Origin of the sequence: Paenibacillus sp. FSL R7-269, from assembly GCF_000517865.1 — a bacterium.
In the GTDB taxonomy this organism is placed as follows: Bacteria; Bacillota; Bacilli; order Paenibacillales; family Paenibacillaceae; genus Paenibacillus_AQ.
In genome coordinates, this window is the sequence record NZ_ASPS01000028.1 from 13044 (window position 1) to 35881 (window position 22838).

Annotated in this window: 23 protein-coding genes; 3 read left to right on the forward strand and 20 right to left on the reverse strand. The window is 52.5% G+C overall.

The features are described 5' to 3' along the window. Window positions 1–121: 121 nt before the first annotated feature. Window positions 122–616, forward strand: a complete 495-nt coding sequence (locus tag C162_RS14300) for an RNA polymerase sigma factor (RefSeq protein ID WP_036695161.1) — start codon at window positions 122–124, stop codon at window positions 614–616. Then, window positions 613–1575, forward strand: a complete 963-nt coding sequence (locus C162_RS14305) for a hypothetical protein (RefSeq protein WP_036695162.1) — start codon at window positions 613–615, stop codon at window positions 1573–1575. The genes C162_RS14300 and C162_RS14305 overlap by 4 nt, the downstream gene beginning before the upstream one ends. 36 nt (window positions 1576–1611) lie before the next feature. Here C162_RS14305 and C162_RS14310 read toward each other — a convergent pair whose 3' ends face one another. From C162_RS14310 to C162_RS14405, 20 genes are all read right to left on the reverse strand, one after another. Continuing rightward, a complete protein-coding gene (locus C162_RS14310; protein WP_036695163.1) occupies window positions 1612–2139 on the reverse strand; it encodes an AAA family ATPase in 528 nt (175 codons plus the stop codon). After that, complete coding sequence (locus C162_RS14315) at window positions 2136–2591, reverse strand: hypothetical protein (protein WP_143804223.1); 456 nt, start codon at window positions 2589–2591, stop codon at window positions 2136–2138. Before C162_RS14315 ends, C162_RS14310 begins: the two co-directional genes overlap by 4 nt. 101 nt (window positions 2592–2692) lie before the next feature. After that, window positions 2693–3421: a CD3324 family protein gene (locus C162_RS36620; protein WP_063829018.1), complete on the reverse strand. Its 729-nt coding sequence runs from the start codon at window positions 3419–3421 to the stop codon at window positions 2693–2695. A 23-nt stretch (window positions 3422–3444) separates the two neighbouring features. Further along, window positions 3445–3984 carry a hypothetical protein gene (locus tag C162_RS14325; RefSeq protein ID WP_036695165.1) on the reverse strand — a complete coding sequence of 180 codons (540 nt, stop codon included), beginning with the start codon at window positions 3982–3984 and terminating at the stop codon, window positions 3445–3447. Next, window positions 3981–4400: a MerR family transcriptional regulator gene (locus C162_RS14330; RefSeq protein ID WP_036695166.1), complete on the reverse strand. Its 420-nt coding sequence runs from the start codon at window positions 4398–4400 to the stop codon at window positions 3981–3983. Before C162_RS14330 ends, C162_RS14325 begins: the two co-directional genes overlap by 4 nt. 417 nt (window positions 4401–4817) lie before the next feature. After that, a complete protein-coding gene (helD, locus tag C162_RS14335) occupies window positions 4818–7247 on the reverse strand; it encodes an RNA polymerase recycling motor HelD (protein WP_036695167.1) in 2430 nt (809 codons plus the stop codon). A gap of 294 nt (window positions 7248–7541) precedes the next feature. Next, complete coding sequence (locus tag C162_RS14340) at window positions 7542–8135, reverse strand: flavin reductase family protein (protein WP_036695168.1); 594 nt, start codon at window positions 8133–8135, stop codon at window positions 7542–7544. 31 nt (window positions 8136–8166) lie between these two features. After that, window positions 8167–9105, reverse strand: a complete 939-nt coding sequence (locus C162_RS14345) for a ring-cleaving dioxygenase (RefSeq protein WP_036695169.1) — start codon at window positions 9103–9105, stop codon at window positions 8167–8169. A 719-nt stretch (window positions 9106–9824) separates the two neighbouring features. Further along, window positions 9825–10313, reverse strand: a complete 489-nt coding sequence (locus C162_RS14350; RefSeq protein ID WP_036695170.1) for a GNAT family N-acetyltransferase — start codon at window positions 10311–10313, stop codon at window positions 9825–9827. A gap of 18 nt (window positions 10314–10331) precedes the next feature. Then, window positions 10332–10817, reverse strand: coding sequence for a GNAT family N-acetyltransferase (locus C162_RS14355; protein ID WP_036695171.1), 486 nt, complete (start codon window positions 10815–10817; stop codon window positions 10332–10334). Window positions 10818–10844: 27 nt separating this feature from the next. After that, window positions 10845–11729 (reverse strand): MerR family transcriptional regulator, encoded by an 885-nt coding sequence (locus C162_RS14360; RefSeq protein WP_036695172.1) that lies wholly within the window; start codon window positions 11727–11729, stop codon window positions 10845–10847. Between the two features lie 56 nt (window positions 11730–11785). Then, a complete protein-coding gene (locus C162_RS14365) occupies window positions 11786–13051 on the reverse strand; it encodes a serine hydrolase domain-containing protein (RefSeq protein ID WP_036695173.1) in 1266 nt (421 codons plus the stop codon). Between the two features lie 54 nt (window positions 13052–13105). Continuing rightward, window positions 13106–14704, reverse strand: coding sequence for a hypothetical protein (locus C162_RS14370; RefSeq protein ID WP_036695174.1), 1599 nt, complete (start codon window positions 14702–14704; stop codon window positions 13106–13108). Further along, window positions 14697–15410, reverse strand: a complete 714-nt coding sequence (locus C162_RS14375) for an ABC transporter ATP-binding protein (RefSeq protein WP_036695176.1) — start codon at window positions 15408–15410, stop codon at window positions 14697–14699. Before C162_RS14375 ends, C162_RS14370 begins: the two co-directional genes overlap by 8 nt. A 72-nt stretch (window positions 15411–15482) precedes the next feature. Then, window positions 15483–16241 carry an ABC transporter ATP-binding protein gene (locus tag C162_RS14380; protein ID WP_036695177.1) on the reverse strand — a complete coding sequence of 253 codons (759 nt, stop codon included), beginning with the start codon at window positions 16239–16241 and terminating at the stop codon, window positions 15483–15485. A gap of 9 nt (window positions 16242–16250) precedes the next feature. Next, complete coding sequence (locus tag C162_RS14385) at window positions 16251–18569, reverse strand: ABC transporter permease (protein WP_036695178.1); 2319 nt, start codon at window positions 18567–18569, stop codon at window positions 16251–16253. Window positions 18570–18572: 3 nt separating this feature from the next. Next, the gene (locus tag C162_RS14390; RefSeq protein WP_156949631.1) at window positions 18573–19859 is read right to left on the reverse strand and encodes an MFS transporter; all 1287 of its coding nucleotides are present in this window, start codon (window positions 19857–19859) and stop codon (window positions 18573–18575) included. Beyond that, window positions 19846–20508, reverse strand: a complete 663-nt coding sequence (locus tag C162_RS14395; RefSeq protein ID WP_036695179.1) for a TetR/AcrR family transcriptional regulator — start codon at window positions 20506–20508, stop codon at window positions 19846–19848. The genes C162_RS14390 and C162_RS14395 overlap by 14 nt, the downstream gene beginning before the upstream one ends. 232 nt (window positions 20509–20740) lie before the next feature. Next, window positions 20741–21091: an ArsR/SmtB family transcription factor gene (locus C162_RS14400; RefSeq protein WP_235218431.1), complete on the reverse strand. Its 351-nt coding sequence runs from the start codon at window positions 21089–21091 to the stop codon at window positions 20741–20743. 45 nt (window positions 21092–21136) lie between these two features. Continuing rightward, window positions 21137–21592: a MarR family winged helix-turn-helix transcriptional regulator gene (locus C162_RS14405; protein ID WP_036695181.1), complete on the reverse strand. Its 456-nt coding sequence runs from the start codon at window positions 21590–21592 to the stop codon at window positions 21137–21139. Between the two features lie 176 nt (window positions 21593–21768). Between C162_RS14405 and C162_RS14410 the strand changes: the two genes are divergently transcribed. Continuing rightward, window positions 21769–22737: a quinone oxidoreductase family protein gene (locus C162_RS14410; protein ID WP_036695182.1), complete on the forward strand. Its 969-nt coding sequence runs from the start codon at window positions 21769–21771 to the stop codon at window positions 22735–22737. The last annotated feature ends 101 nt before the right edge of the window (window positions 22738–22838 follow it).

Consider the following 22838-nt stretch of genomic DNA (forward strand, 5'->3'; position numbering starts at 1 on the left):
TAATCATGGCCTTTTTTTTGCTGTATCAGGATGATTATCGCAGGCAGCATAAATTCCCGGAAACAAAATGTGACCGGATGCCGTCCTAAAGGGTGTTATAGATAAAGGAGGGCATAACCTCATGCAGCAACCCATGACCCGGCCGGGCCATCCTGTGATGAAGAGCTACGAACAATATGCAGATATGCTGTACCGGATTGCCCTGGTTCATCTGGGCAGCCGCCAGGATGCCGAAGAGGCTACGCAGGACACCTTCATCAAGCTGATGGAGAAGGCTCCCTTATTCAAGGATGACGAGCACCAGAAGGCCTGGCTGATCCGGGTCATCACCAATCATTGCAAGAATCTGCTGGGCAGAGGCTGGCGCAAGCGCGAGGTCAAGCTCGAAGGGGTGGAGCCGGTTACGGCCGATAACCCCGAGGAGCTGGCGGTCTTGCAGCTTGTGCTTGCCCTGCCGGTGAAGTATAAGGCTGTGATTCATCTGTACTATTACGAGGATTATCCCGTCCAGGAGATCAGCAGAATTCTGCAGATCAGCGAGTCGGCCGTGAAGATGAGACTTCAGCGCGGCCGTCAGCTGTTAAGACTGGAACTGGAAGGAGCAGAAGCGGAATGAAGGAAGATCAGTTTCGAACCCAATATAAGAAAGCGGTGGATACTATGAGTTCAAGCAGCGAAATGAAGCAAGGCTTAGAAGGTAAAATGGAACAAAAACGCCGTCCGCGCAAAATAGTCTATATTGCAGCAAGCGTGCTGGTTGCTGCCGGAATCGGGCTGGCTGGACCAAGCATGATGAAGCAGCTGGGTGGAACGGCTTCCCCGAATCAAGTAGCCCAGGTAGATCCGGGCACACCGGCGGCAGGGAATTCTGCCGGAGTCGTTATTCCCAAGATCGAGCTGCCGGATAAAAGCTCCGGTGCTGCGGCCGATATGATCGGCCTGGTCATCTACCAGGGCAATATCTATACCCAGGCGGCGATCCGCATGGAAGCGGCCGATGCGGCTGCACTGCGCGGAGAGAAGCTGGGACGCACGACCAGCGGGATTGATGAATGGAGCGGCAAGGATGCTTATACGGAACTGGCCTCGAATATCGGGGAGACGGATATCTATGCGGTCAAAGGATATGATTCCGGCTTCCTGGTCATGTCCTATACAGTGGTGGACGGCCAGGTGTTCGCAGAGCTGTACGAACACACGAACGGAATTACGGTCCATAGCGGTGCCGATCTCATTGGCAAGCTGAACCTGGACGGGCGCATCGCCTCCGCCCAGTGGGAGAGCTTCGACAGCTGGAATAACGGCAAGCAGCAATACCTGCCGCTGCCCGAAGGCGCAGCGCTTGACGGCTTCCTGAGCGCCCTCATGACCGCCAAGCCCCTAGCCGCTGATCCGCTCATGGAACAAGGCATCTATGACCAAGGAGACCGCAAGCTGGTCTACCTCCAGCTGGAGGACAAAACCCGGGTGGAGCTGACCCTGTTCGGCCAGGGACTCGTGCGTTACAGCAACGCTCCTGTATTCTTCGAGGTTGAGCCCGGTGCCTTCAAGGCACTGTGGGATAACCTAAAATAGTTCAAAGGCCATCCCTGCCGGGATGGCCTCAAGCTTTTACATACCCTTCCATTTCGACCCGATATACACCTTAATCTGTTCTGCCAGCGCTGGCGGAGGTGTAGAAGTGGAGTCATAAGTAGGCATAGGCGGATCATACTCCGTATCGGCATGGTCCAGCAGCCACTGCGCGAATTCCTCGTGCTGCCTGAGCATATCCTCGGTCCAGATCGCTCTATCCTCCCGGCCCCGCAGGCGGGCATTTCGGGTGGAATCGTCACAATGCAGGTTAATAAAGTGTACTTCACTAAACGCATCATAAACATCACATTTTTTGGCGTCCCAAGGCATCATCGTCCCGCAAATAACCGTTCCTCTCCCGGATAACGCAACCGCACGCGCGCAATGCAGCAGCACATTATACCGGTCCTGATACTCCAGCTTCTTCCCTGTCGTCCCGAAATTATCGTCATCTGTACTGAACAGCACAAATTCCGGCATCTGCTCCCTCAACTCGTGCATGACCGTGGTTTTACCTACTCCGCTTGCTCCGGTGATAATGAATAATGGCAACTTGGTAGTCATATGTCCTCCATCCCCTCTTCACTCAAATATTCCGATATGTACCGCTGATCAGCCTCCGAGCTTGTCCAGAACACCACGGGTGCATGTGTAATGTTCATCCGGCGCAAGGCCACATTCCTGTGGCGTCCGTCATTGATAGCAAACTTCCCGTCAGCATAATTTACAATTAACGGAGGCATATCCCACTTGCTGTAATAGGCTGTCATCGTCTCTACAATACTGAAGAAACGGGCTTTTTCATCTAATTCAGTCAGATACGAGGGTGCGCCTTCCTCTATTCCGAACCTCGTGATATCCACAGCCACCGGACCTGTGTAGACTCGAGGTTCCAGCAATAATCCGTCTGCCAACACTACATTCTTCCCGTCATTCCGCAAAAAAAACTGCAGCCACTCGTGGATAGCCCCCCGCCGGGCATACTCCATTGCACAACCAGCCGTTCCGTATATCATCCTGAATGTCTGCCTTTCCTTGTGGGATGTCTTCATTATAGCCGTGAGAGCAGCAGTCCTCCTATATCGAGAATAATTTAAGCTATTCCCGCCATAGCCGCTCAGTACGGTGTGTACATCGCATACTGCTTCAGATATTGCTCGTCACCGGCTAATTCCGTCATCCAGACAATGACAGGATATTCGCTTACACCAGCACGATGGAGCGCTTCCAGTAACGGATTACCGCAGTTCAGTTCCATTCTCCCTTGCGCAACCTTCGCGATGAGGGGCGGAGTGGCTTCACCCGCTTGAATCTGTTTGGTCCAGTGCATCACCGTTTGCTCAAAATCCTCCCGGTCCACCCTCCACTTCATCCCGCTCTCCGGTCCGCTCGTTCTGTCCAGCAAGGAGAGCGGGATCCACAGCGGACCCTCATACGTTCTGTTCATCAGTGCAAGGCCTTCCGAGAAATTCTTGTTGCGGCGGCCGAACAGCACATAGGTATGCACCCACTCCTCCAGCATCCCTGCTTCTGCGTATGCAGCGGCGGATGGTGCTGTGGGATCGTAATCCAGTTTGTTGGTGTCCTTTTTGGAGTATACAATACGTTTAATGGTCTCCTGGGACAGATAGTATTCCTTCGACAGCTCAGCGATTGGGGTTCCGTGAAGATACTTATTGTAGATCAGCTGGTTGCGTCTGACGAGAACCTGGCGGTAGCCCGAAGCCTCACCCCACGCCTTCTTCTCATCGTCCTGCGGAATATACAGCAGCTTGCCCGCCGCATATTTCTTCACTTCCTTAAGCAGCTTCTCCGGTAAAAGCTCCCCGGCATTCTCGTAGTTCATAGGTTCACCTGCCTGTAGATCAATTACAATTCTAGTGCGCCTTCCACGCGGTATTTCTTCTCCCATTCCGATATATGGCTGGAGTCCAAGCGAATCAACTTTGCCGGAGTATATTCGATAGACGTAGACGAATTGGCTCCGCCGCCGTCCGGCAGGAAGCGCAGCTCTTTAATTCTGCGTACAACCTCTTCATCCGTACGGATCTGAGCCGCTTCTTCCTCGGACACCACTAGCAGCGGAATGTCCTCCCTCTCAGTAGTGAACACGCCATTGTCGTACGTGTAAGACAATTCAGCCGCCAGGCTATACTCACCGCAGGGGATCGGCTCCCGTGTGAAGATTTCAATGTACAGGTCAGTTACTGACTGCGTATGGTTAATCCATATTCTCCCGCTGCTGTCTTCAACAGCACCATTCAGATTAGGGGACCGGTGAAGTCCTGCCGGAAGAATTAATTGTAAGCTGATATTCTGTGCAACGCCGGGCGGCACGATCTGAAGCCAGAGATGATTCATCCCTTCTTCGTTCTCCAGTGCAGATTTGGCTGGACGGACCTGAATCATTCCTGTTCCTCCTCTTGAAGCAACCGGGTAACGGCTGCGATCATCTTCTCTTTCAATGATGGTGAGATCCTTGGACTTACCGAGAGAATTACTTCTTCACTGATGACATGCAGCTCACTGTGGAGCATCTGATCCGACTGGTACAGCCGCAGATTATCCCCGAGCTTGATCACATCATCCAGTGGCAGCCCCGCCAATTTCTCCTGTGCCGAAGCCAGTGTCTCCCCGCTCTTGGATAATACAAGAATGGCTCGCAGATAGTGCAGATGATTGTCGGTGTACACCCTTTTATTCCCGGCCAGCGCAAGCGGCGGCAGCATCCCGATCTGCGTATAGTACCTGACCGTCCGCAGATTCATCTGCGGATCTTCACGTTGCAGCACCTCAGCCACTTGCTTCGCAGTGTAGGTATTCATGTGACTCTCCTTCCTTGCGGAATATAGTTACAGTTTGCTGTATTGGTTACAGTTTAGTGTAACAAAAGTCAAAAGTCAACATTACTCCGCGTATTGGGGCGCGTCTGGGCGTTTCAATCTTAAGCGCTTCAGCTAATTGCTTCGCAGTATACATGCCGATCCTACCCCTTATGCTATACTACCTTTATCTGCAGGAAAAGAGGGCCACAACAATGGATATCCGAAAATTACAATACTTCATTGCGGTTGCGGAAGAGCTTCATTTAAGCGTAACAAATCACTATTAATAGGTGAAATATCTTTAAGTAAGCCTTTTGATACGAAATAAATATCACAGAGCCATTCGCTTCGTTCTCATAGTTGAACCAGGCTCAACATGCAAAGGCCCCTCCAGCACCTGGAGAGGCTCTCTTAGATCTATAGCGTAACTACTGTCTGCTCATACAACTCCTCGTCCACCCCACCCACAAACGGCGTCCACTCCCCCGAAGTATACAACTGCAGCCGGTGCATAGCCCGAGTACATGCCGTATAAAAAAGCTTCCGCTCGCTCTCTCTATGGTACGTCTGCGCAGAAGCATCGTAGATTAGCACCGCGTCGAATTCGACGCCTTTGGCGAGATAGGCGGGGATCACCTGTATTCCTTTTTCAAAAGTTGGCGTGTTCTTCGTGATCAGCTTCAGCTCATGCGCCCCTCTACTAGCAGCCAGACTCTCATACGCTTCTCTGCTCTCGGCGGCCGTCTTCGTAATGATAGCGATAGAGCTATAGCCTTCAGCCTGAAGCCCAGCAAGATCCTCCAGGATGCGCTCTGCCTTCATTTCCTTACTTGCCAGCTTAGATAATACAGGCTTACTGCCCCTCCGCTCAAAAGCCACAATCCCTTCACTTCCAGGCAGCAACGGCTTGGTGAACTCCACAATCTCGAAGGTCGAGCGGTAGCTGCGGACCAGCAGGAACTGGCTAGTCTCCTCTTCCCCGTACAGATGAAGCAGCGGTGAATGGTCCCCATACAGATTCGTTGCCTGTGTGAAGATCGCCTGGCTGAAGTCTCCCAGAACGGTCATGCGGGCGCGGGGGAAGAGCTTGCGGAGGAACTCGTATTGGAACATCGAATAATCCTGGCCTTCATCCACGAAAATATGCCGCACCTGCGTATTCGTCCGCACGCCTTCAATCAGCTCCTGCATGTACAAGTGCGGGGTCGCATCTTCATAATAGAGTGTCCCGCTGTCCAGCATCTCCCGGGTCTGCGCACAGATCTCCGTCCATAGCTCCGGAACCTCCGCTTCACCTGTCATCTTCCTGTAAGCCGTTTCATCGCTGAACAATTGGCGGTAGAGCCCGGCCATGTCGATGAAGGTGAACTTCCTGATCCCCCGTCTCAGCGGTCTGAACTGCTCCTTCACGATCATTTCGCTTAGCAATCCCTCTTCCCGCTCGGCATAATCGAAGTCCCCTTCATCCTGCTCCCGCTTATGCACCAGCAGCTCCTGCAGGCGGAGGTATTTCTCCGCGAAGTCGAACACGCCCTTCTCTCTGTGCAGCTTACGGTGGATTGCAGCGTATTGCTCATTGTCGAGGTAATTCATCTCCTCCTCTACCCACGCCGCCCCCTGCTCCTCCTTCTGTAGTGCCGCCAGCTCGGTGAGCAGCCATTTCTGCACCAGCTCCACCCGGTTCGGCAGACGAATGGAAGGATCGTAGCTATATAACTTGGTCCGGATCTGTTCACCCGATATGAGTATACGATCCCGAAAGCAAATATCCTTGAACAGCATCCCCTCCTGCTTCAGGAAGTAGGCATACCCTTGAAGCGCATGGAGGAACGATTCCGATGCTTTGTACTCCATAGCCTTAAGGCGGGCGTCATAACCCAACTGCTGCTGGGCGGTGAGCACATATTCCATCTGATCGAACGGATCCTCAAGACGGAACGCCGCTCCCAGCCATTTGTCCAGATACTCCTGAAAGGTGGTCTGCTGCATATTCTCTTCCCCCAGCTCCGGGAGCACAGTGGATACATAACTGTTGAACATCGGATTGGGCGAAAAGAGTACAATCTGATCGGCCGTCAGCCGCACGCGGTGTTTGTACAGCAGATAGGCTACGCGCTGGAGCGCTGCCGAGGTTTTGCCGCTGCCCGCCGCTCCCTGTACAATCAGCATCCGGCTCGTATCGTTACGGATAATGGCATTCTGCTCCGCCTGAATCGTAGCTACGATGCTCTTCATTTGGGAGTCAGCGCCCTGACCCAGCACCTGCTGCAGCAGCTCATCTCCGATCGTCACGCTCGAATCGAACAGATGCTGGAGCCGGCCTCCGCGGATCTGGTACTGCCGCTTCAGCTCCATCGTGCCGGTGATTACTCCTCCCGGTGTGTCGAAGGCCGCCTGGCCCGGCGGATAGTCGTAGTACAAGCTCGCAATCGGGGTACGCCAGTCATAGATGATGAAGCTCAGACCGTCCGCACCTACGAAGGAGGAGACCCCGATATAGACCTGTTCTACTGTCTGCTGTCCCTCCTCCCGAAAATCAATCCGCCCGAAATAAGGTGACGGCAGCAGCCGCTGCATGTTTTTCCATTGCCGGAGCTTGCGCGCATGACTGCGTTCCCGTTCAGACAAAACCGCTTCTTGCTGGGTAATGGTGAAGAAGCTCTCCTCGAAATCCTCCTGCGAGTTCGTATCGACCGTGACCTCTTCCCAGAATCCCCGGCGGATATCCGTGGCCTGTTCCTTCAGCTGCCCGACCTCAGGCATAAGCTCCGCGATCCCCGCGATCAGCTTCTCCTTCACCTGCTCCAGCCACTCCTGCTCCTGCTTCCAGACCTTTGTCTCTTCCATCCTCTGAACACTCCTTTTTCTTGCTGAAATAGTCCCACACTGGCGGCTTGACAAACTGGATGTCCATTTGCTATACTTAAGATATAAATAAGATGTATTAATTCTGACCATTTATAATAAAATGGCCGACAGTTTATTAACATTAACATATTCCCTGACACGATGCAATCCTTTTATATGACACAGATAACCCTGGCGCTTCCGCCAGGGTTTTATTGTGTGTATTAGAGACTATAGTAGCTCACTGACTTAAGTGTTCAGATGTCCTAGCCGGATTAGAATGGCTGGGTACAGTTACACCGGCCGCTCAATCTCAAAAATCTCCCCAATCCCCGCATAGCTATTCCCGGCCAGACGGCTGACCGCCCCTAATGCCACCGGATTAATTCTCCCCTGCTCGTAGATCGCCTCGTCCAGATGAAACTGCACGATCCTGCCAATCATCAGATCATTGTTAGGCAATTCAAGACTATGCTCAAGGACACATTCCATCCGTACCTTCGCTTCCTGAACGCCGGGAACCTTAATGCGCAGACTATCTACAGGCGTCATTCCGGCTAAGGTGACCTCACTCTGATCAGGCGGCAACGGCGTAGCAGTCATATTCACTTGTCCGACATTCTGTTGATCCACAATATGAACTACAAACTCCTTCATTTGCTTGATGTTGCGTGCAGTATCCTTGGACTGACCCCCGGCATGCTGAATAGAAACGGAGATCATTGGCGGGTTGGAGGATACGATATTGAAGTAACTGAATGGCGCACCGTTCAAGATCCCATCCTCCGACAAGGTGGTTACAAAGGCAATCGGACGCGGAATAATCGTCCCGACCAAAAGCTTATAATTATCCCGTTCGGTGCCCTGCTGCGGATCTATAGTGATCATGCTCGTGCCTCCTTTGTATTGTCAGATCAGATTAGTTAAGCTCTCTTACAGTAACCGGCAGCAGAACTTGTTCAATCTGTGCTCTGTGCGGCTCGTATTGTGCAGGCAGCATCAGGCTGCTTCCCATCGTCTCCGGTGTCTCGTCATGAGCGAAGCCCGGAGGATCGGTAGCGATCTCGAACAGAATCTCCCCATGCTCTCTGAAATAGATGGCGTTGAAATAATTCCGGTCCTGCACCGGCGTTACCCCATATCCATTATCATGCACAACTTCCTGCCATTCAAGCTGATCCTGATCATCCTTTGCTCTCCAGGCGATATGATGGACAGTGCCGACCCCCATTTCACCGCGCGGTACAGCCGTTACCTTCAGCTCAACCACATTGCCCAGATCCGCAGACGAACGGTAGCGGGCGATATCGTCTTCCTGCCCCTCGAATGTAAGTCCCATCACCTTCTCCAGCAGCTCAGCCGTTTGTTCAGGATGCGTGGACAGCAATGTTGCGCCGCCGAAGCCCTTGATTGCCACCTCCGGTGTTACTCCGCTGAAGGTCCATTCATTACGCTCACCCGCCTCCCGTTCCACCAGCTCCAGATGCAGGCCGTGCGGATCATCGAATTCCAGGTACTGCTCCCCGAACCGCTCCATCTCTGTGTAAGCCACCTTGAACGCCGTGAGCCGCGTTCTCCAGAACGCCAGCGCCCCGACCGGAATCACATACGAGGTAACGCCAACCTGGCCCCCGCCGATCTTACCTTGATACGCATCCGCCCACGGGAAGAAGGTAATAATCGTCCCCGGCTTCCCGCCATCATTGCCGAAGTAGAAGTGATACGTTCCCGGATCATCGAAATTAACCGTTTGCTTCACCAGCCGCAGCCCCAGTACTCCTGCATAAAAGTCCATATTCTCCTGCGGATGCTGGGCAATAGCGGTGATATGATGAATACCCATGGTTTGCTTGTTCATTTGAATTGCCTCCTAAGTTGATTCATTCAGATTATATCTTTACTTTAAGATATTTGGCTAAATATTATCTTTAAGTTAAGATATTTTATATCCTCACTCTACTTTTTAATGTTTCAGTTGTCAAGCACTTGTTGAAATCAGCATCTTAGTTACACACGATGCCATCAGGAGGGCAAGTACATGTAGCTGACCCGGAGTTTCACCGATACGCTGGGCGAAGCGCTCAATGTGCCCGGTCTGCCAAAGCCGGGGCGGATGTAGACAATAATAGTGTGTTATGGGGACACAGAGGACCTTATTCGCCGAAAAAGCCTGATTTTCTTCACGCTGCGGACTCAGAGGACCTTATCCCACCCTTGGGAGCTGAAATCAGGCCAATTCTGGTTACTTAACGGATTCTCTGTCCGCATCATCTGCGGAATTGCTGTAATCCGCCGAAATAACGGATTTCCAGTCCGTGAGGTTCGTGCTTAGTCGCTGACGCGCAGGGTTCTCATCCCCCGGACATCCCAGATTACCATTCACAATCCTGCACATATTGCAACTTTCATCTCTTTGTAAAGTCCGAAAACCAAAATTGTTGTACAAAAGGCAGTTTTCCCGCATCTACCAAGCTTCTGAGCGGATTATTCCTGCTTTTTATACAACAATCCTCGCAAAACCTACTATATCAATGAATCGGAGTTGCAATTTATGCAGCATTTCATAGCTCTGGAGCGCTAACCTTTATTTAACCTTTTTTCATAAAAGCACAAGGTCATCTTATCATTGATTTCCCGGGTTTCATGGGTCCTTCTATAGCCCAACTTCTCATACAAATAGCAGTTACGCTCCTCCTGCACGACGGTAGCCAGCCCCCAGGTTTTCGCATCCGCATAGATCTTTTCAATTAGGGAGAAGGCCTGCTGGGCTATGCCCAGGCCTTGACTTTGCGGCAATACGCATATCTGACCGAGCCAGTAATGATGCTCATCTATCTTCTTGACTCTCATGCTGCCTACAGCATTTCCGGCGTTTCGGATGATATAGTAATCAACAAATTCCTGATTCATCCGTTCTATAGTTCTCTCCAGCGTCTCATTAGCCGGATTTGTCTCATAATCCTGATATTTCTCCAAGAGCGGAAGAAAGGCCTGAAGCTGCATAGCATGAATATCCGCCGCATCCTCCACCGTAGCTTTACTTAGTGTAACCTCTGACTTTTTCAAAGTATGTACCTCCTGACGTTATACCTTATAGACGTAATCCCAATGTTCACCCTTAAGCACTGACTCAGGCCCCATGTCCCGCTTCTGCTGCAAAATAAACCCGACGCGCTCATACATCCGTTGGGCAGGGATCAGGTCATCATTCGTGGTCACCCGAATCTGCCCGACTTCATTCCGCAGGATACGCTTGACCGCTTCTTGCAGCTGCATGGTACTGTAGCCTTTGCCTTTGTGGGCAGCCGCAATACAGTTATGTCCGATTTCAGCGTATCGGGGCATCTGCCTCGGGTCCCAGGATACAAAACCAATCGCCTTACCATGCAGCGTAGTCATGAACCCATAGTTATCCGCAATTTGCAGATTGTCAAAGAAAAAGTTGTCGAACTCCTGCCAATCCTCCAGACAGCTCTGCTCATACCTGCCGTCAAAGGAATAGGCATCTTGTAACAGCTCCAGGAGTGTTCCACGTTCAAACAGGCTGATCTTACTGAACTCAATGCTCATTTACTTCCCTTCTTTTACTGGATTTGGCTACAATGATTTCAACACTACAGGTTCCAGCAGACTCAAATCGTATAGATTGCCACTGCCCGCAGGGCTGTCATTGCGGATATGCTCTTCCAGACAGAGTCTGCTGCGGTCAGAGCGGTACTTTTGACTATGCTCTAACTGATCCATCAGTATTTCCCAGGAGCCTCCAATGTCGTCACTGCTATCCAATCGGGCATAGAGTCCGCCGGGCAGGAGCATTTCCTTGAAAGGCTCAGGGACGCTGATTCCTTCAGGAATTGTCGCACACATTCCATAGCCATAGGGTTTACCTGCACTGCTTGGCATAGGCTTCATATTCCCGCCGAATAACCGGGCCGTACCCAGAAGATTAGCAGATTCCAGCCAATCCATGATAGGACCCATCGCTTTGTCTTCCGGAGATTGGTCCACCACGATATGATAAGCTACTCTCATCGCCGGCAATGTAATCACTTTGAAAGTTGACTGTCCCGTTACATTACTCATAAATACCCTCTCCATTTCGCTAAGCAGTTCCTCCTGAATGGAGGTCCTCTTATTGGAAGTATTCAGGTAATCGAGTACCTGATGTAATTGCTGTCCCATCCGTCCGAGTTCTTCCTGGTGTACCTGTAGAGCCATTATCCTGTTCTGTATAACCTGCTTAAGTGCAGATACAGAATCCTTATCTAGAATAGGCTGTATTTCTCTGATCGGAATATCCATTCTCCGCAGCAGCGCTGTGATCCTGATACACTTAAGCGCATGTTCATCATATGTACGCCAGCCGGAAGATACCTCTCTCTTACTCTGAAACAATCCTACCGCTTCCCAATGCCGCAAGGTGCGGCTCGTCAGCCCCAGTTGCTCCGACAATTGCTGTATGCTAACAACAGTCCTGTTCATTTATGCCTCCTTCCTGTGATCTCATCCCTATCCTATCACTTGACGCCGCGGTAACTTCAAGGGGCAAATCGTGCATATCCGAGAAAAATTTTCTCCCCCTGCGCATTCTCAGTGATCCTGTAGGGCTGGAGCTGGTCATAATGGCGCTGGACAAATTCTCCCTCGCCTACCGGGTAGAGCTCGATATGAACGTTGCCGGTGAATCTGGTGAAGTACAGCTTCCCGCCGGTCAGCTCGATCTCAATTTTGTCTGCGAGATAGGTTCCGCAGTACGCCCTTAAACATTCCTCACTGAGCTGAAGCTCAGGATGCCGGGCCGGAGCCTCCACCTCCACATCATGCATAATATCCGCGAGCGCATTACCCAGTCTGTACTGATTGATGCCCTCATTGTTCGAGAGAATGATAATGCACAGATCTTCCGCGAAAAAATTCTGCATATACGTGCAGATCCCCAGCTGATCGCCCCCATGGGAATACCGGTCTTGCCCGCATATTAGGTGATGCTCGAGGCCGTAGCAGTAGTTGTTCTCGTTCTCATGGAAGAATCGTTCATAGGCCGCAGGCGACAAGAGCTGCCGATCACGAAGACAGACATACCACTTGTACAAATCCCCGCAGTCCGAAACAACCGCAGCAGCACCGATGCTGAACTTCTCGTTATAATACGGGCATTTTACGGTTTCCGCGAAGTCTTTGATGTAATTGCTGGACCTATTCTCAATCACGGCGCAGCCGTCATCCACTGTGCTTCTGCTCATCCCTAGAGGCAAAAAAATATGATGATGCAGAAACTCCCCGTACCTCTCCCCCGAGACATGCTCGATGATCCAGGCCAGAAGATTGTAGTTGGAGTTATTATAATCGTACGCTGCTCCAGCTGGCTTGGTTGGCTTCTTGTTAATGTATTGCCGGAAGAACCTTGTCCGGGAATAGTCCAGCCGGTAGTCTCCGCCGAAGAAATCGTTCTCAAAATTATAAAAGTTATATAGACCGGAGGTATGTGACAGCAAATGATGGACAGTGATGGACTCGTCAATGGCCAACTCTGCCGGGAGATACAGGCGTGCAGGCTGGTCAACATCCAGCAGGCCCTTGTCATGCAGCAGCATGACAGCAAAGGCCGTAAACTGCTTCGACATAGAGGCGAGCGAGAAGCGTGACGCCAGCGTATTTTTAATTCGAAACTCCATGCTTGCATATCCGCAGGCCCGCTCGAAGAGCACCTCGCCCTTCCTGATGACCTGAATCACGCCGAACATATCCCACAGCTTCAAGTACTCATTCACATAATGCTCCAGCTTCTCACGTTGGGTCTGCACATTTTCATCTCCTAACTTAATTGGGACTACTTGATGCGCTCACAACAACCAGGACTACAGCTTCTGAAACAACCGTTCCCCGTTAATCTGGATATATCTGTACATTCCGGCGCAGACCGCTACTAGAAGCACGCCGTATCCCAGCAGGATGAGGTTTCCGCCCACCCCAGGAAGAAGCATGAACAGTACGGCGGGAACAGCCAGCGTTAGGACACCGATTAGCATCGATACCAGCACCGACGCACTCTGCTTGATCGCCGCAACTTCACTTGTCCAGTCGAGCTTAGGCAGCTTCAGGTTCACAAGAACGCCCAGCAGGGCTGAATAGCAGGCATAGATTACCGGAACGGCCAGCATGAATAGACTCTCCATCCACCCGGCATGCAGGGTATACGTCAGTAGCACCCAGCTTATGGCAATCAGCGGTAACGTAATGGTGAGATTCACCGCCACCTTGCTGAATATAATCGCCGGTTTGGGCACGGGGGAGCTGGTCAAGATCCACAGATGATTGCCTTCCAGCGAAATAGAGCAGGCTGTCGTACAGCTCAGAACAACGAATAGAGAAATAACCAGCGGACTCAGCGTACTGAGGGAGTCTGACAACTGCGGGATGTCTAGTATAGTTCCCAGCTGCTCTGAGCTGACGAATAATAAGGAAATGGACATCATCAGGAGCAGCACCATCCCGATCCCTGTGTTCAGCACATAATTGACCGAGCTGAAATAACGCCGCAGCTCCTTAAGATACAAGGCCTTGAATGCTGAATTAGACTGTAACGGCTTCATCTTATATCCACGGCTAGCGCGGCTGGTCATAAGCCCTGTATGAATCGCCTTGTACCGGGTCGCCAGCAGGACCGAGAACAGCATGAAGACCAACACAGACACCGCGATGAAGAAGAGCAAGGCGCTTACCCGGTACGAGCAGACCGCTGCAACATACACAGAAGCCGGAGGATACACCTTGAAGATCATATCACCTAAGGCGGCTCCAACATCTGCAATCGCCTGCTGCCCTTGATTGAGCGTGAACGAGCCCAGCATCAGTACAATGATGAAGGCGAACGTGAGGATCATATTCAGGATTTTGCTCGCCCGGAACCGTGAAGAGACCCAGCTAATGAGGGAGCCCACCAGCGTAGCCGCTATAATCGGCAGCAGGGTAATGAAGAAGAGCGTCATTAGAAAAAACAGATAATAGAGCACACCCGGCTTCACATGTATCGCATACACCGCTCCCGCTGGAAGCATGATCAGCAGCGTGAAGAACAGATTCATCACATAGAGCTGAAGCACCCGGCTTGCCACAACATGGCTGGTCTTCACCGGGAGGGACATGATCATATCGTAATCCTTATAACTGAATAATACCCCGCTTGCCTTATAGACCGTAGTGAAGAAGCTTACCAGCGAAGTAACCGCCATCATCACGGCCAGCAATAGCTCCATCCGCCCGAGCTGCTCGAATGACTGTGCCATCATGAAGCTGTAGCCGAATGACACGGCCCCGATCATGAGTATACCGGCTATCACCAAGAGGCTGATCAGCAGCGCCTTGCGCCTCTGTGCAGGGTCTTTCGTATGGAGCGCCTGATTGAGGCCGAAGGAGGACAACAGCTGCAGCTTCGTTAATCTCCAGACATTAATCATTATCGATCAGCTCCATGAATACGTCCTCCAGGCTGTTCTCGCCCCTTACCGCTTCCGTTAAGCCGTGGGCAATCAGCCGTCCGCCCTTGATGATCGCAATCTTGTTGCAGAGCTTCTCTGCCGTGTCCAGTACATGTGTGGAGAAAAAGATGGCGCTGCCCTTGCTGCACAGATCCGTCATGATGGTCTTCAGCGTATGCGCTGCCTTCGGATCAAGGCCCACAAAAGGCTCATCCAGCACTAAAAGCTTCGGCTCATGAATAAGCGCAGAGATAATGGCCAGCTTCTGCTTCATACCGTGGGAATACGAGGAGATCAGATCGCCCAGACTCGCTGTGAGCTGAAAGGCATCGCCGTATTGCCCGATCAGCCGCTCCCGGGTGGACCCCGGTACACTAAAGAGATCGCCGATGAAGTTCAGGTACTGAATCCCCGTCAGGTGATCGTACAGGTCCGGATTATCCGGGATGTAGGCAATACTCGCCTTGCAGGCTACCGGATTCTTGCGGATCGAGATGCCGTCAATCTCAATCTCCCCTTGTTCAAAATCAAGCACGCCCACCACAGCGCGGATGGTCGTGGTCTTGCCTGCGCCGTTATGGCCGATGAAGCCGTAGATGTCACCCCGTTCAACCTCAAGGCTGAGATCATCTACCGCCTTAGCCCCGCCTTTATAGCTCTTCGTAAAATTCTTGATGGTCAGCATTTCCTTTCACCTCTTCCTTGGTGTTAGCAAATAACTATAATACGAACCATCCGGGCAGATCGTTCATTTCTATTAAATCCCATTCTCCCGCATTTTTGCCGTGATTAATTTCATGCGGGGCTCAAGCGTCCCTCCGCTGTATCTAGGCAGGCGTATCTCATCGACGATCCGGCCGTCACACATGAACATAATCCGCTGCGTCCTGGCCGCCACAGTGGCATCATGGGTGACCAGCATGATGGCCGTCCCTTCTTCATTGATCCCGGACAGCAGGTCCATGATCTCCCCGGCAGCCTTCAGATTCAGCGCACCGGTCGGCTCATCCCCAAAAATAATCCGCGGACTGCCCATCAGCGCCCGGCAGATGCCGGCCCGCTGCAGCTGCCCGCCCGAAGCCTCCGTAATATCACGCTTCGCCAGCTCAGCGATGCCCACTTTCTGCATAAGCTGCTGCGCCTTATCCGTAATCGCCGCAACCTTCCGCCGGTTGCCGCGCATCGATGGCAGAATGATATTATCCAGAATGTTCAGATTCTTCATCAGCGTCGGCTGCTGGAATACGAAGCCCATTCCCGTTCTGCGGAGATCCGCAAGCTCATCCTCGGCAAGTATCCCCAGATCCCTGCCCTCAAAGGTAACCAGACCCCAGTCGATCCGGTCCATTCCGCTCAGTGCAAACAGCAGCGTGGATTTCCCGGAGCCTGAAGGTCCCATCACCGAGACGAATTCACCTTCGTGAATATCTACGGATACTTCATCCAGCACCTTGCGGCGCTCATCGCCGGTACCGTATTGTTTGGTTATATTTTCACCCGAAATAATCTTCTTCATCTTCTTGATCTACTCCTTAATATTGCCGGATATTTGAATTCGGCCGATGCCCGATGTGCCGATAACCGCCCCTATCAGCACAGAACCGGTCATAATCAGCGGGCACAGCAGATACGCGGAGAGCGGATGGACCACGAACTTGAAGGACGAAGCCCCGAAGGAGGAGATCACGGCCCCGGCAAGAGTCTGCCCCAGGGTGTTCGCCAGCAGGGTGCCCAGAACCATCCCGGCCACCAGTACAAATATAGAACGCGCATAATACTGTACAGTCAGATCGGAATTCCGGAAGCCCAGCGATTTCATCACGGCAATAGGGTAACGGTCCTTAGCTACCAGCATCCGCATGAACAAGAGTGTAATCAGTACATTCAGGACCAGCATCACGGCTAGAGCAGCCCATGCGGCCTTACCGACTGAGCGAATGGTGGAGCCAAAGGTCTGCGTCACATATTCCCCGATATCGGACACCTTCGCATAACTGAACCGCTCTGCATATTCGCTCACCTTGCTGCTGATTAGCATGGAATCTGCAAGCTCCGCATAAATCACGGCCCACATGGCCTGATCAGAAGTCGTGGTGAAGGTGGCCTTGGCTGTTTTCCCGCCGTTGGTCACATCCGAATAAATCCCGGACACCGTAAGCTCCTTCGCTTCTCCGTCTACGAGCAAGGTCAGGGAATCACCGGCTTGCTTGCCCAACTCCTTGGCATTCGCGGCGGAGAGGGCAATCTCATTCGCTGCAACCGGGCCATGTCCTTCATCATAGGCAACCGGAAAAATGGAATGGTCGCCCAGCTCAACCTTTATCCGCTCAACGACACCATTGTCCAGCTTCACGTTCAGCGCCTGAGTGGTCAGCACGGCAAAACGGAAGATCATCACATCCTGCTCCATCACCCGCGCAATATCTGCGGCCTTCTCTGCAATATGGTCTGTCTGCTGGATATCCAGGCGCAGATCACTCTCACCGATACCCATGTATGTAATGAAGCTCGGAGAGGAGATCGTATGATAGAGATTCTGGGGCACAATCATCAGGAAGGAAGAGATGACGAGTACCGCAAGCATGGTTGCGTATAGACTTTTTCTGGACAAGACATCCTTAACGCCCAGGTAGACATTCGTGTTCAGCAGCCGGTTGCCGCTCAAGGTAAAACGTCTGGAGCTCCTCCGGCTCTCCTGAGCTGTCCCGAACCGGATGGCTTCGACAGCTGAAATCTTCCGGAAACGCTTCAGCACCCTGTTCACATAGGCAACAATAATGAGGAATACGAGCAGTACGCCAAGGATGCCGCAGGCCAGAGCAAGCGCCGGATGCGCACTTTCACCCATATACAGCCTGATATTCTCAAGCAGCAGACCCCGGAAGCTGAACGCTAACGTGAGACCGAGTATGCTGCCCATAGCCGCTATTGCTGCGTATTTGGCCAGATAGATTCTTTTGAGATCCGAGACACGCAGACCGATGGCCTTCATGACGCCGATCTCCCGGTAATCGCTCTCGATGGTAGCCATGAGGGTGAACCGTATACATAGAAAAGCAATAATAACGACCAGCACGCTCGCCAGCAGGATCACCGCAATCATCAGCCCGTCGGAGATCGCATTAAGCACTCTGAACAGGGGATATGTAATCACCGGGCCGTTGCCTTCAAGTCCTGCTGCGGTATAGTCGGTCTCAAAGGCCCCCAGCATCGACAGGTCCTTCAGTCTGAATTCGATCAGATATTCCGTGGTTCCGTAGTCCGCCAGCTCCGCATAATCCGCCGGGCTGACGAGGAACCGCTTCGACGAAGCAAGCAGCGAGTTCATCTGTGAATCCCGCAGGAACCCCGCTACAGTGAGAGTGGTGTCCCCCACTGTAACCGTCCCTCCAGCTTTGACGGAGCCATCCTTCATATAACTGATCGGGACATACACCTCGCCGCCCCGTACATCAATCACCTTCCCGTCCAGATCAAGCAGATAATCAAACTTCCCGCTCTGTGTGCTGAAGCCGTTATCCTGAACACTGTCCGCAAGCGTATGGCCGTCCATGACAATTCTCGCGCCCTCTACATTCAGGAAGTCAAGCACCTGATGATCTTCAACCTTATTGTTCTGCTCTGCAAAGGCCTTGAGCCGGGCTTGATCCAGCTGGCCGGAATGCATCTGCAGGAAATGCGGCGTCTTCGCCTGTGTCATCAGATGACCGATGGCCCCGCTCAGATTGACGACCAGAATGGCTGACAAAGAGACTAGCATGGCTGCAGCAGCTACGAACAGCATAGTCGTGAGTGTAATTCCCTTACTTGCGCGGATATCTCTGCGGATGATTCGGTAAAACATAAGTTACCCCCTGCTCTCAAGACTTGTAATGGATTTGAGCCGATAGATCATGACCGAAGCGGCGCTTAACAGCAGCCCGGCAATAATAATGAGAAGTCCCATCCCCCGCCCGCTGCCCGTGCCGATAATCCGTCCCACACTATCCGCCAGAACTCCGCCGCTCACCAGCAAGGGAGTAAATACGTAATCTGCCAGCACACCCGCCAGCATATAGGCCGCGACGAATCCGAGCTGTGAGAGCAGTCCGATCAATGACCAGGCTCTCCCTTGAACGGAATTGTCGATGTTGGTGCGGACCAGATAATCCAGGGCAGTGTTCGTAAAGGGCAGCATGGCAAAAAACATAAAGCCCGCAGCGCCGATCAGCAAGATGTTCTCACGCAGTCCGAAGACGGCGATACTGATCCCTGAGCAAAAAAGTGACACTGCCAGCATGCGCACAAAATTCTTTTGTATATGCAGCATCCCTATAATGACACTCGACACCAGCATTCCCGAGGCCATGACCGTCTCCAGCGTCCCCAAGACCGCACTGCTGGAGAACGCCAGAATCATCGGCATGGACAAGGTCTCAATGAACCCGATGAAGAAGGTCATGACCGAGGTCATAATCACTAGCACCAGCACACCCCGGTTCCCGGAGACTGCTCTCCAGCCTTCTTTGAATTCCCGGATAAAGGCCTGTGCCTGTTCCGCCTGCTTGGAGGCTAGACCGCTGCGGACGGCAAGGGTAGTCGGTACGGTTAAGAAAAATGTACAGATATCGATGATCAGCAGCAGCTTCACATCAGACACTGTAAGCAGCAGTCCGGCAATGAGCGGCGAAATCAGATATTTGGCGGAGCCGGCAATCTGCACAAACCCGCTGGCCTTCGTATACTGCTCTTCGGTGAGCAGATCCGTTACCGTAGCCTTATAGGCGGGATCAAGCAGAGAGGAGAACACCGAGCTGACGGTCACGCCTAAGCAGATCTGCCACAGCTGCGCTTCTCCATTCAGCAGGCAGACCAGAATATAGATCAGACCTAAGGCAGAGAGACTGTCCCCAATTACCATCAGCAGCCTGCGGTCATAGCGGTCCGCCAGCACGCCTGCGACAGGACTTAGCAGCAGGGAAGGCATGAATGCCAGCAGGGTCACCAGCGCCATAGCCGATGCCTGCCCGGTCTGCTGTAAGGTATAGATCCCCAGCCCGAACGCGGTAAGCCCGCTGCCGATGGCTGAGATCAGTTGCCCTGACCAGAGAAACAGAAATCTGCCGAATCCTGTCCCGGCTCTATTCACCTCCATTGCCTTCTTCCGCTCCACCCCCGCCGAACATCTGCATCACGCTCATCAGACTTCCGTCCGCAGCACCAAGCAGCCGCTCCACATTGGCAATGAAGGCCAGAATGCGTGACATCCGCTCTTCCTCCGTCATGTCAACCATGTCATTATCAAAAATGGTGGTGGCATAGACTACAACCATCTCCATACATTCATACGGATAGGGAGTACTGAATATCCCCTGCTCTATTCCCTCGCTGATGATGGAGGCCAGAATGGGCGGAACGCTGCGGATGACCGCCTTCTGAACCTTTTGATGCATCAGCGCATTCTGCGGCTTATGGATATGCTCCATAATCTCCGTGCTGCTGCCGACTCCGCTGCTGATGTTCAGTGCCATAACTGCACGGAGAATCCGTTCAATGACGGGTATGCTCTTATCTTCAGCAACCTGCTGCGCGGCATGAAGGATCGTGGCATTCGTCCGCTCAATCAGCGCGTCCATAATATCCTCCTTCGACTTGAAGTGATAATATAACGTCCCGCGTGCAATACCAACCTTGCCCAGAATATCGCCGGTGCTCGTACCGTCGAAGCCCTTCTGTCCGAACAGCTCCCCGGCTGCATCCAGAATCTCATTTCTGCGGGCTTCCGCTTCTTTGACAACTCTCATGGTCATGTCTCCTTATGGTGAAGCTGGGATGATACTAACTTTGGGTGTAACCGTAACTCTATTTGTAATAGATCATTTCACCGACCGACTGTCTGTCGGTGGGTGATTATAGCATAGCATGCTTTACTGGAACAAGGTAGCTTAAATATTCCGCATACGTTTGGCCCTCCCGCCCCCACAGCAGTAAATGTATTCGGTTTTTCGCATACCACAAAGCAGGGATTCTCCATGATCAGAGAATCCCTGCTTCGGGCTCGCATTGTGCCAGAACCTTCTCCAGCCCGTTCACCAAGCTTTTGAGCACCATCAGCTTGCTTCCAGAGTCCAGCCGGTAATAGTTGCGGGTGCCGTCTTTGCGGACGCTAACGATTCCGGCCTCTATCAAGATTCTAAGATGATGGGACACGACCGGACGGGAAAAGTGGGTGGCCCCTCTTATCTCGCCTACACGCATACCCGGATCTTGCGGCCCTTGCAGCAAGGCCATCAGGATGGCTTGCCGGGTCTCAGCACCGACCGCGTTCAGCACCTTCAGCGAATTCCTGAATTGAGACGCCAGTTCATCCATCAGTTCCTGGTCCATGGAAATCCCTCCTATGTGCTTCATCGTCACGAACCCTACCGTTTGTCAGCGGCTCACCCCTGGAGCAGTGACCAGAATCTTGCTGGCCAGGGCAATCATCTGCGCCTGCTCCTCCCCGGTAAGACCATCGGTTATCGCCGTAATCTGACGCTCGATCTGCTCCCCGACCTCGTGAATGATCTTCCAGCCTGCCGGAGTAGCCCTAACATTGAATGCCCGCCGGTCACTCTGTGATACGGTACGTTCTACCAGTCCGCGGCGCTGTGCCCGGTCAACGAGCCCTGTAATGCTGGATTTATCGAGGCCCAGATGCTTGGCCAGCTGCAGCATACCCGGCTCCCGGTCGCGCAGTATCCCCAGCAGACGGATCTGGATAATCGACAGATCATGCTCCGTTCCTATTCGGGCAAGGATATTTTGCACCAGGAAGGATAGCTGCACAAGGCTGTCTACCATCGACAGATCATCCAGCTTATCAAAAGAATTATCATAACTGCTCATTGATTTCACTCCGCACTTTTGTATATTTCAGACCTGTTTGCTCCTATTGTACCACAACAGCCGTTGACTTTGTACGTAATACAAACTATATTGTTTGTATTGCAAACTTTTTAGTTTGTTTCACAAACAAAAATTACTCACCTGGATAAATATCCTGGTAAATTGGAGGCCTATTTATGTACGCTGCTATTGTAAGATCATTCGATTCAGGTCCGAAATACGAAAAGATTGCTGCTCCCGTACCTTCAGGAGAACACGAAGCTTTGGTGGATGTGCTCGCTGCCGGATTGCATCTCAGGGTCCGGGCACAAGCCAATGGATCTCACTACACAAGTACGGATGAACTTCCGCTAATCCCAGGTATCGACGGGGTGGGACGGCTCCCGGATGGCAAGCTGGTCTATTTTGTAGCCACCGATAATGCCCTGGGGTCGTTCGCAGACCAGACCCTCATCGATCTTCGCCGCGCTGTCCCGCTACCCGCAGATGCTGATCCCGTGCTCATCGCCGCCGCAATGAATCCGGCCATGTCCTCCTGGGTGACTCTCCGCCGCCGGATTCAGGCTAAGTCCGGGTTCAAGGTCCTCATTCTTGGCGCTACCGGCAACTCCGGGCAAATGGCCGTTCAGATCGCCAAGCTTATGGGAGCCAGTCAGATCATCGCTGCCGGGCGGAACCCCGAACTTCTCCGTTCGCTTGCACAGCAGGGTGCGGACGTAGTCATATCGCTTGCCGGAGATCCCGGGACAGTGGCCCGGAGCCTCGGCGAAGCCTCAGCCGAAGTTGATATCGTTCTCGACTATCTGTGGGGTGAGCCTGCTGCACTCGCTATGCTCCCGATATTAACCCGCCGTTCCGACCGCAGCCGGCTGTTAACCTGGATTCAGATCGGTTCCATGGCTGGCGCGGACGCTGCAATTCCTTCCGCTGCACTCCGCTCTGCCAACTTCCAGATCATCGGCAGCGGCCAGGGGTCCGTCACGCCAGCCGGATATCTGGCGGAATTCCCGGCGTTGATCCATGCCATTGCAGAGGGCCAGCTCACAGCGAACCCTATCGCTTACCCGCTATCTCAGATTGAAGAAGTATGGAAGACTCCGCCGGGCAGTCAGCAGCGTGTTGTCTTCGTGCCGCACCGCAAGTAGTTTCCGAACCTTCCAAGCAAGCTATGTCCGGGTATTGTCAAGCTGCGTTGCTTCGGTTGTAACTTCTGTTCTTGAACATTCTGGAAAGTAAGTGATAGACT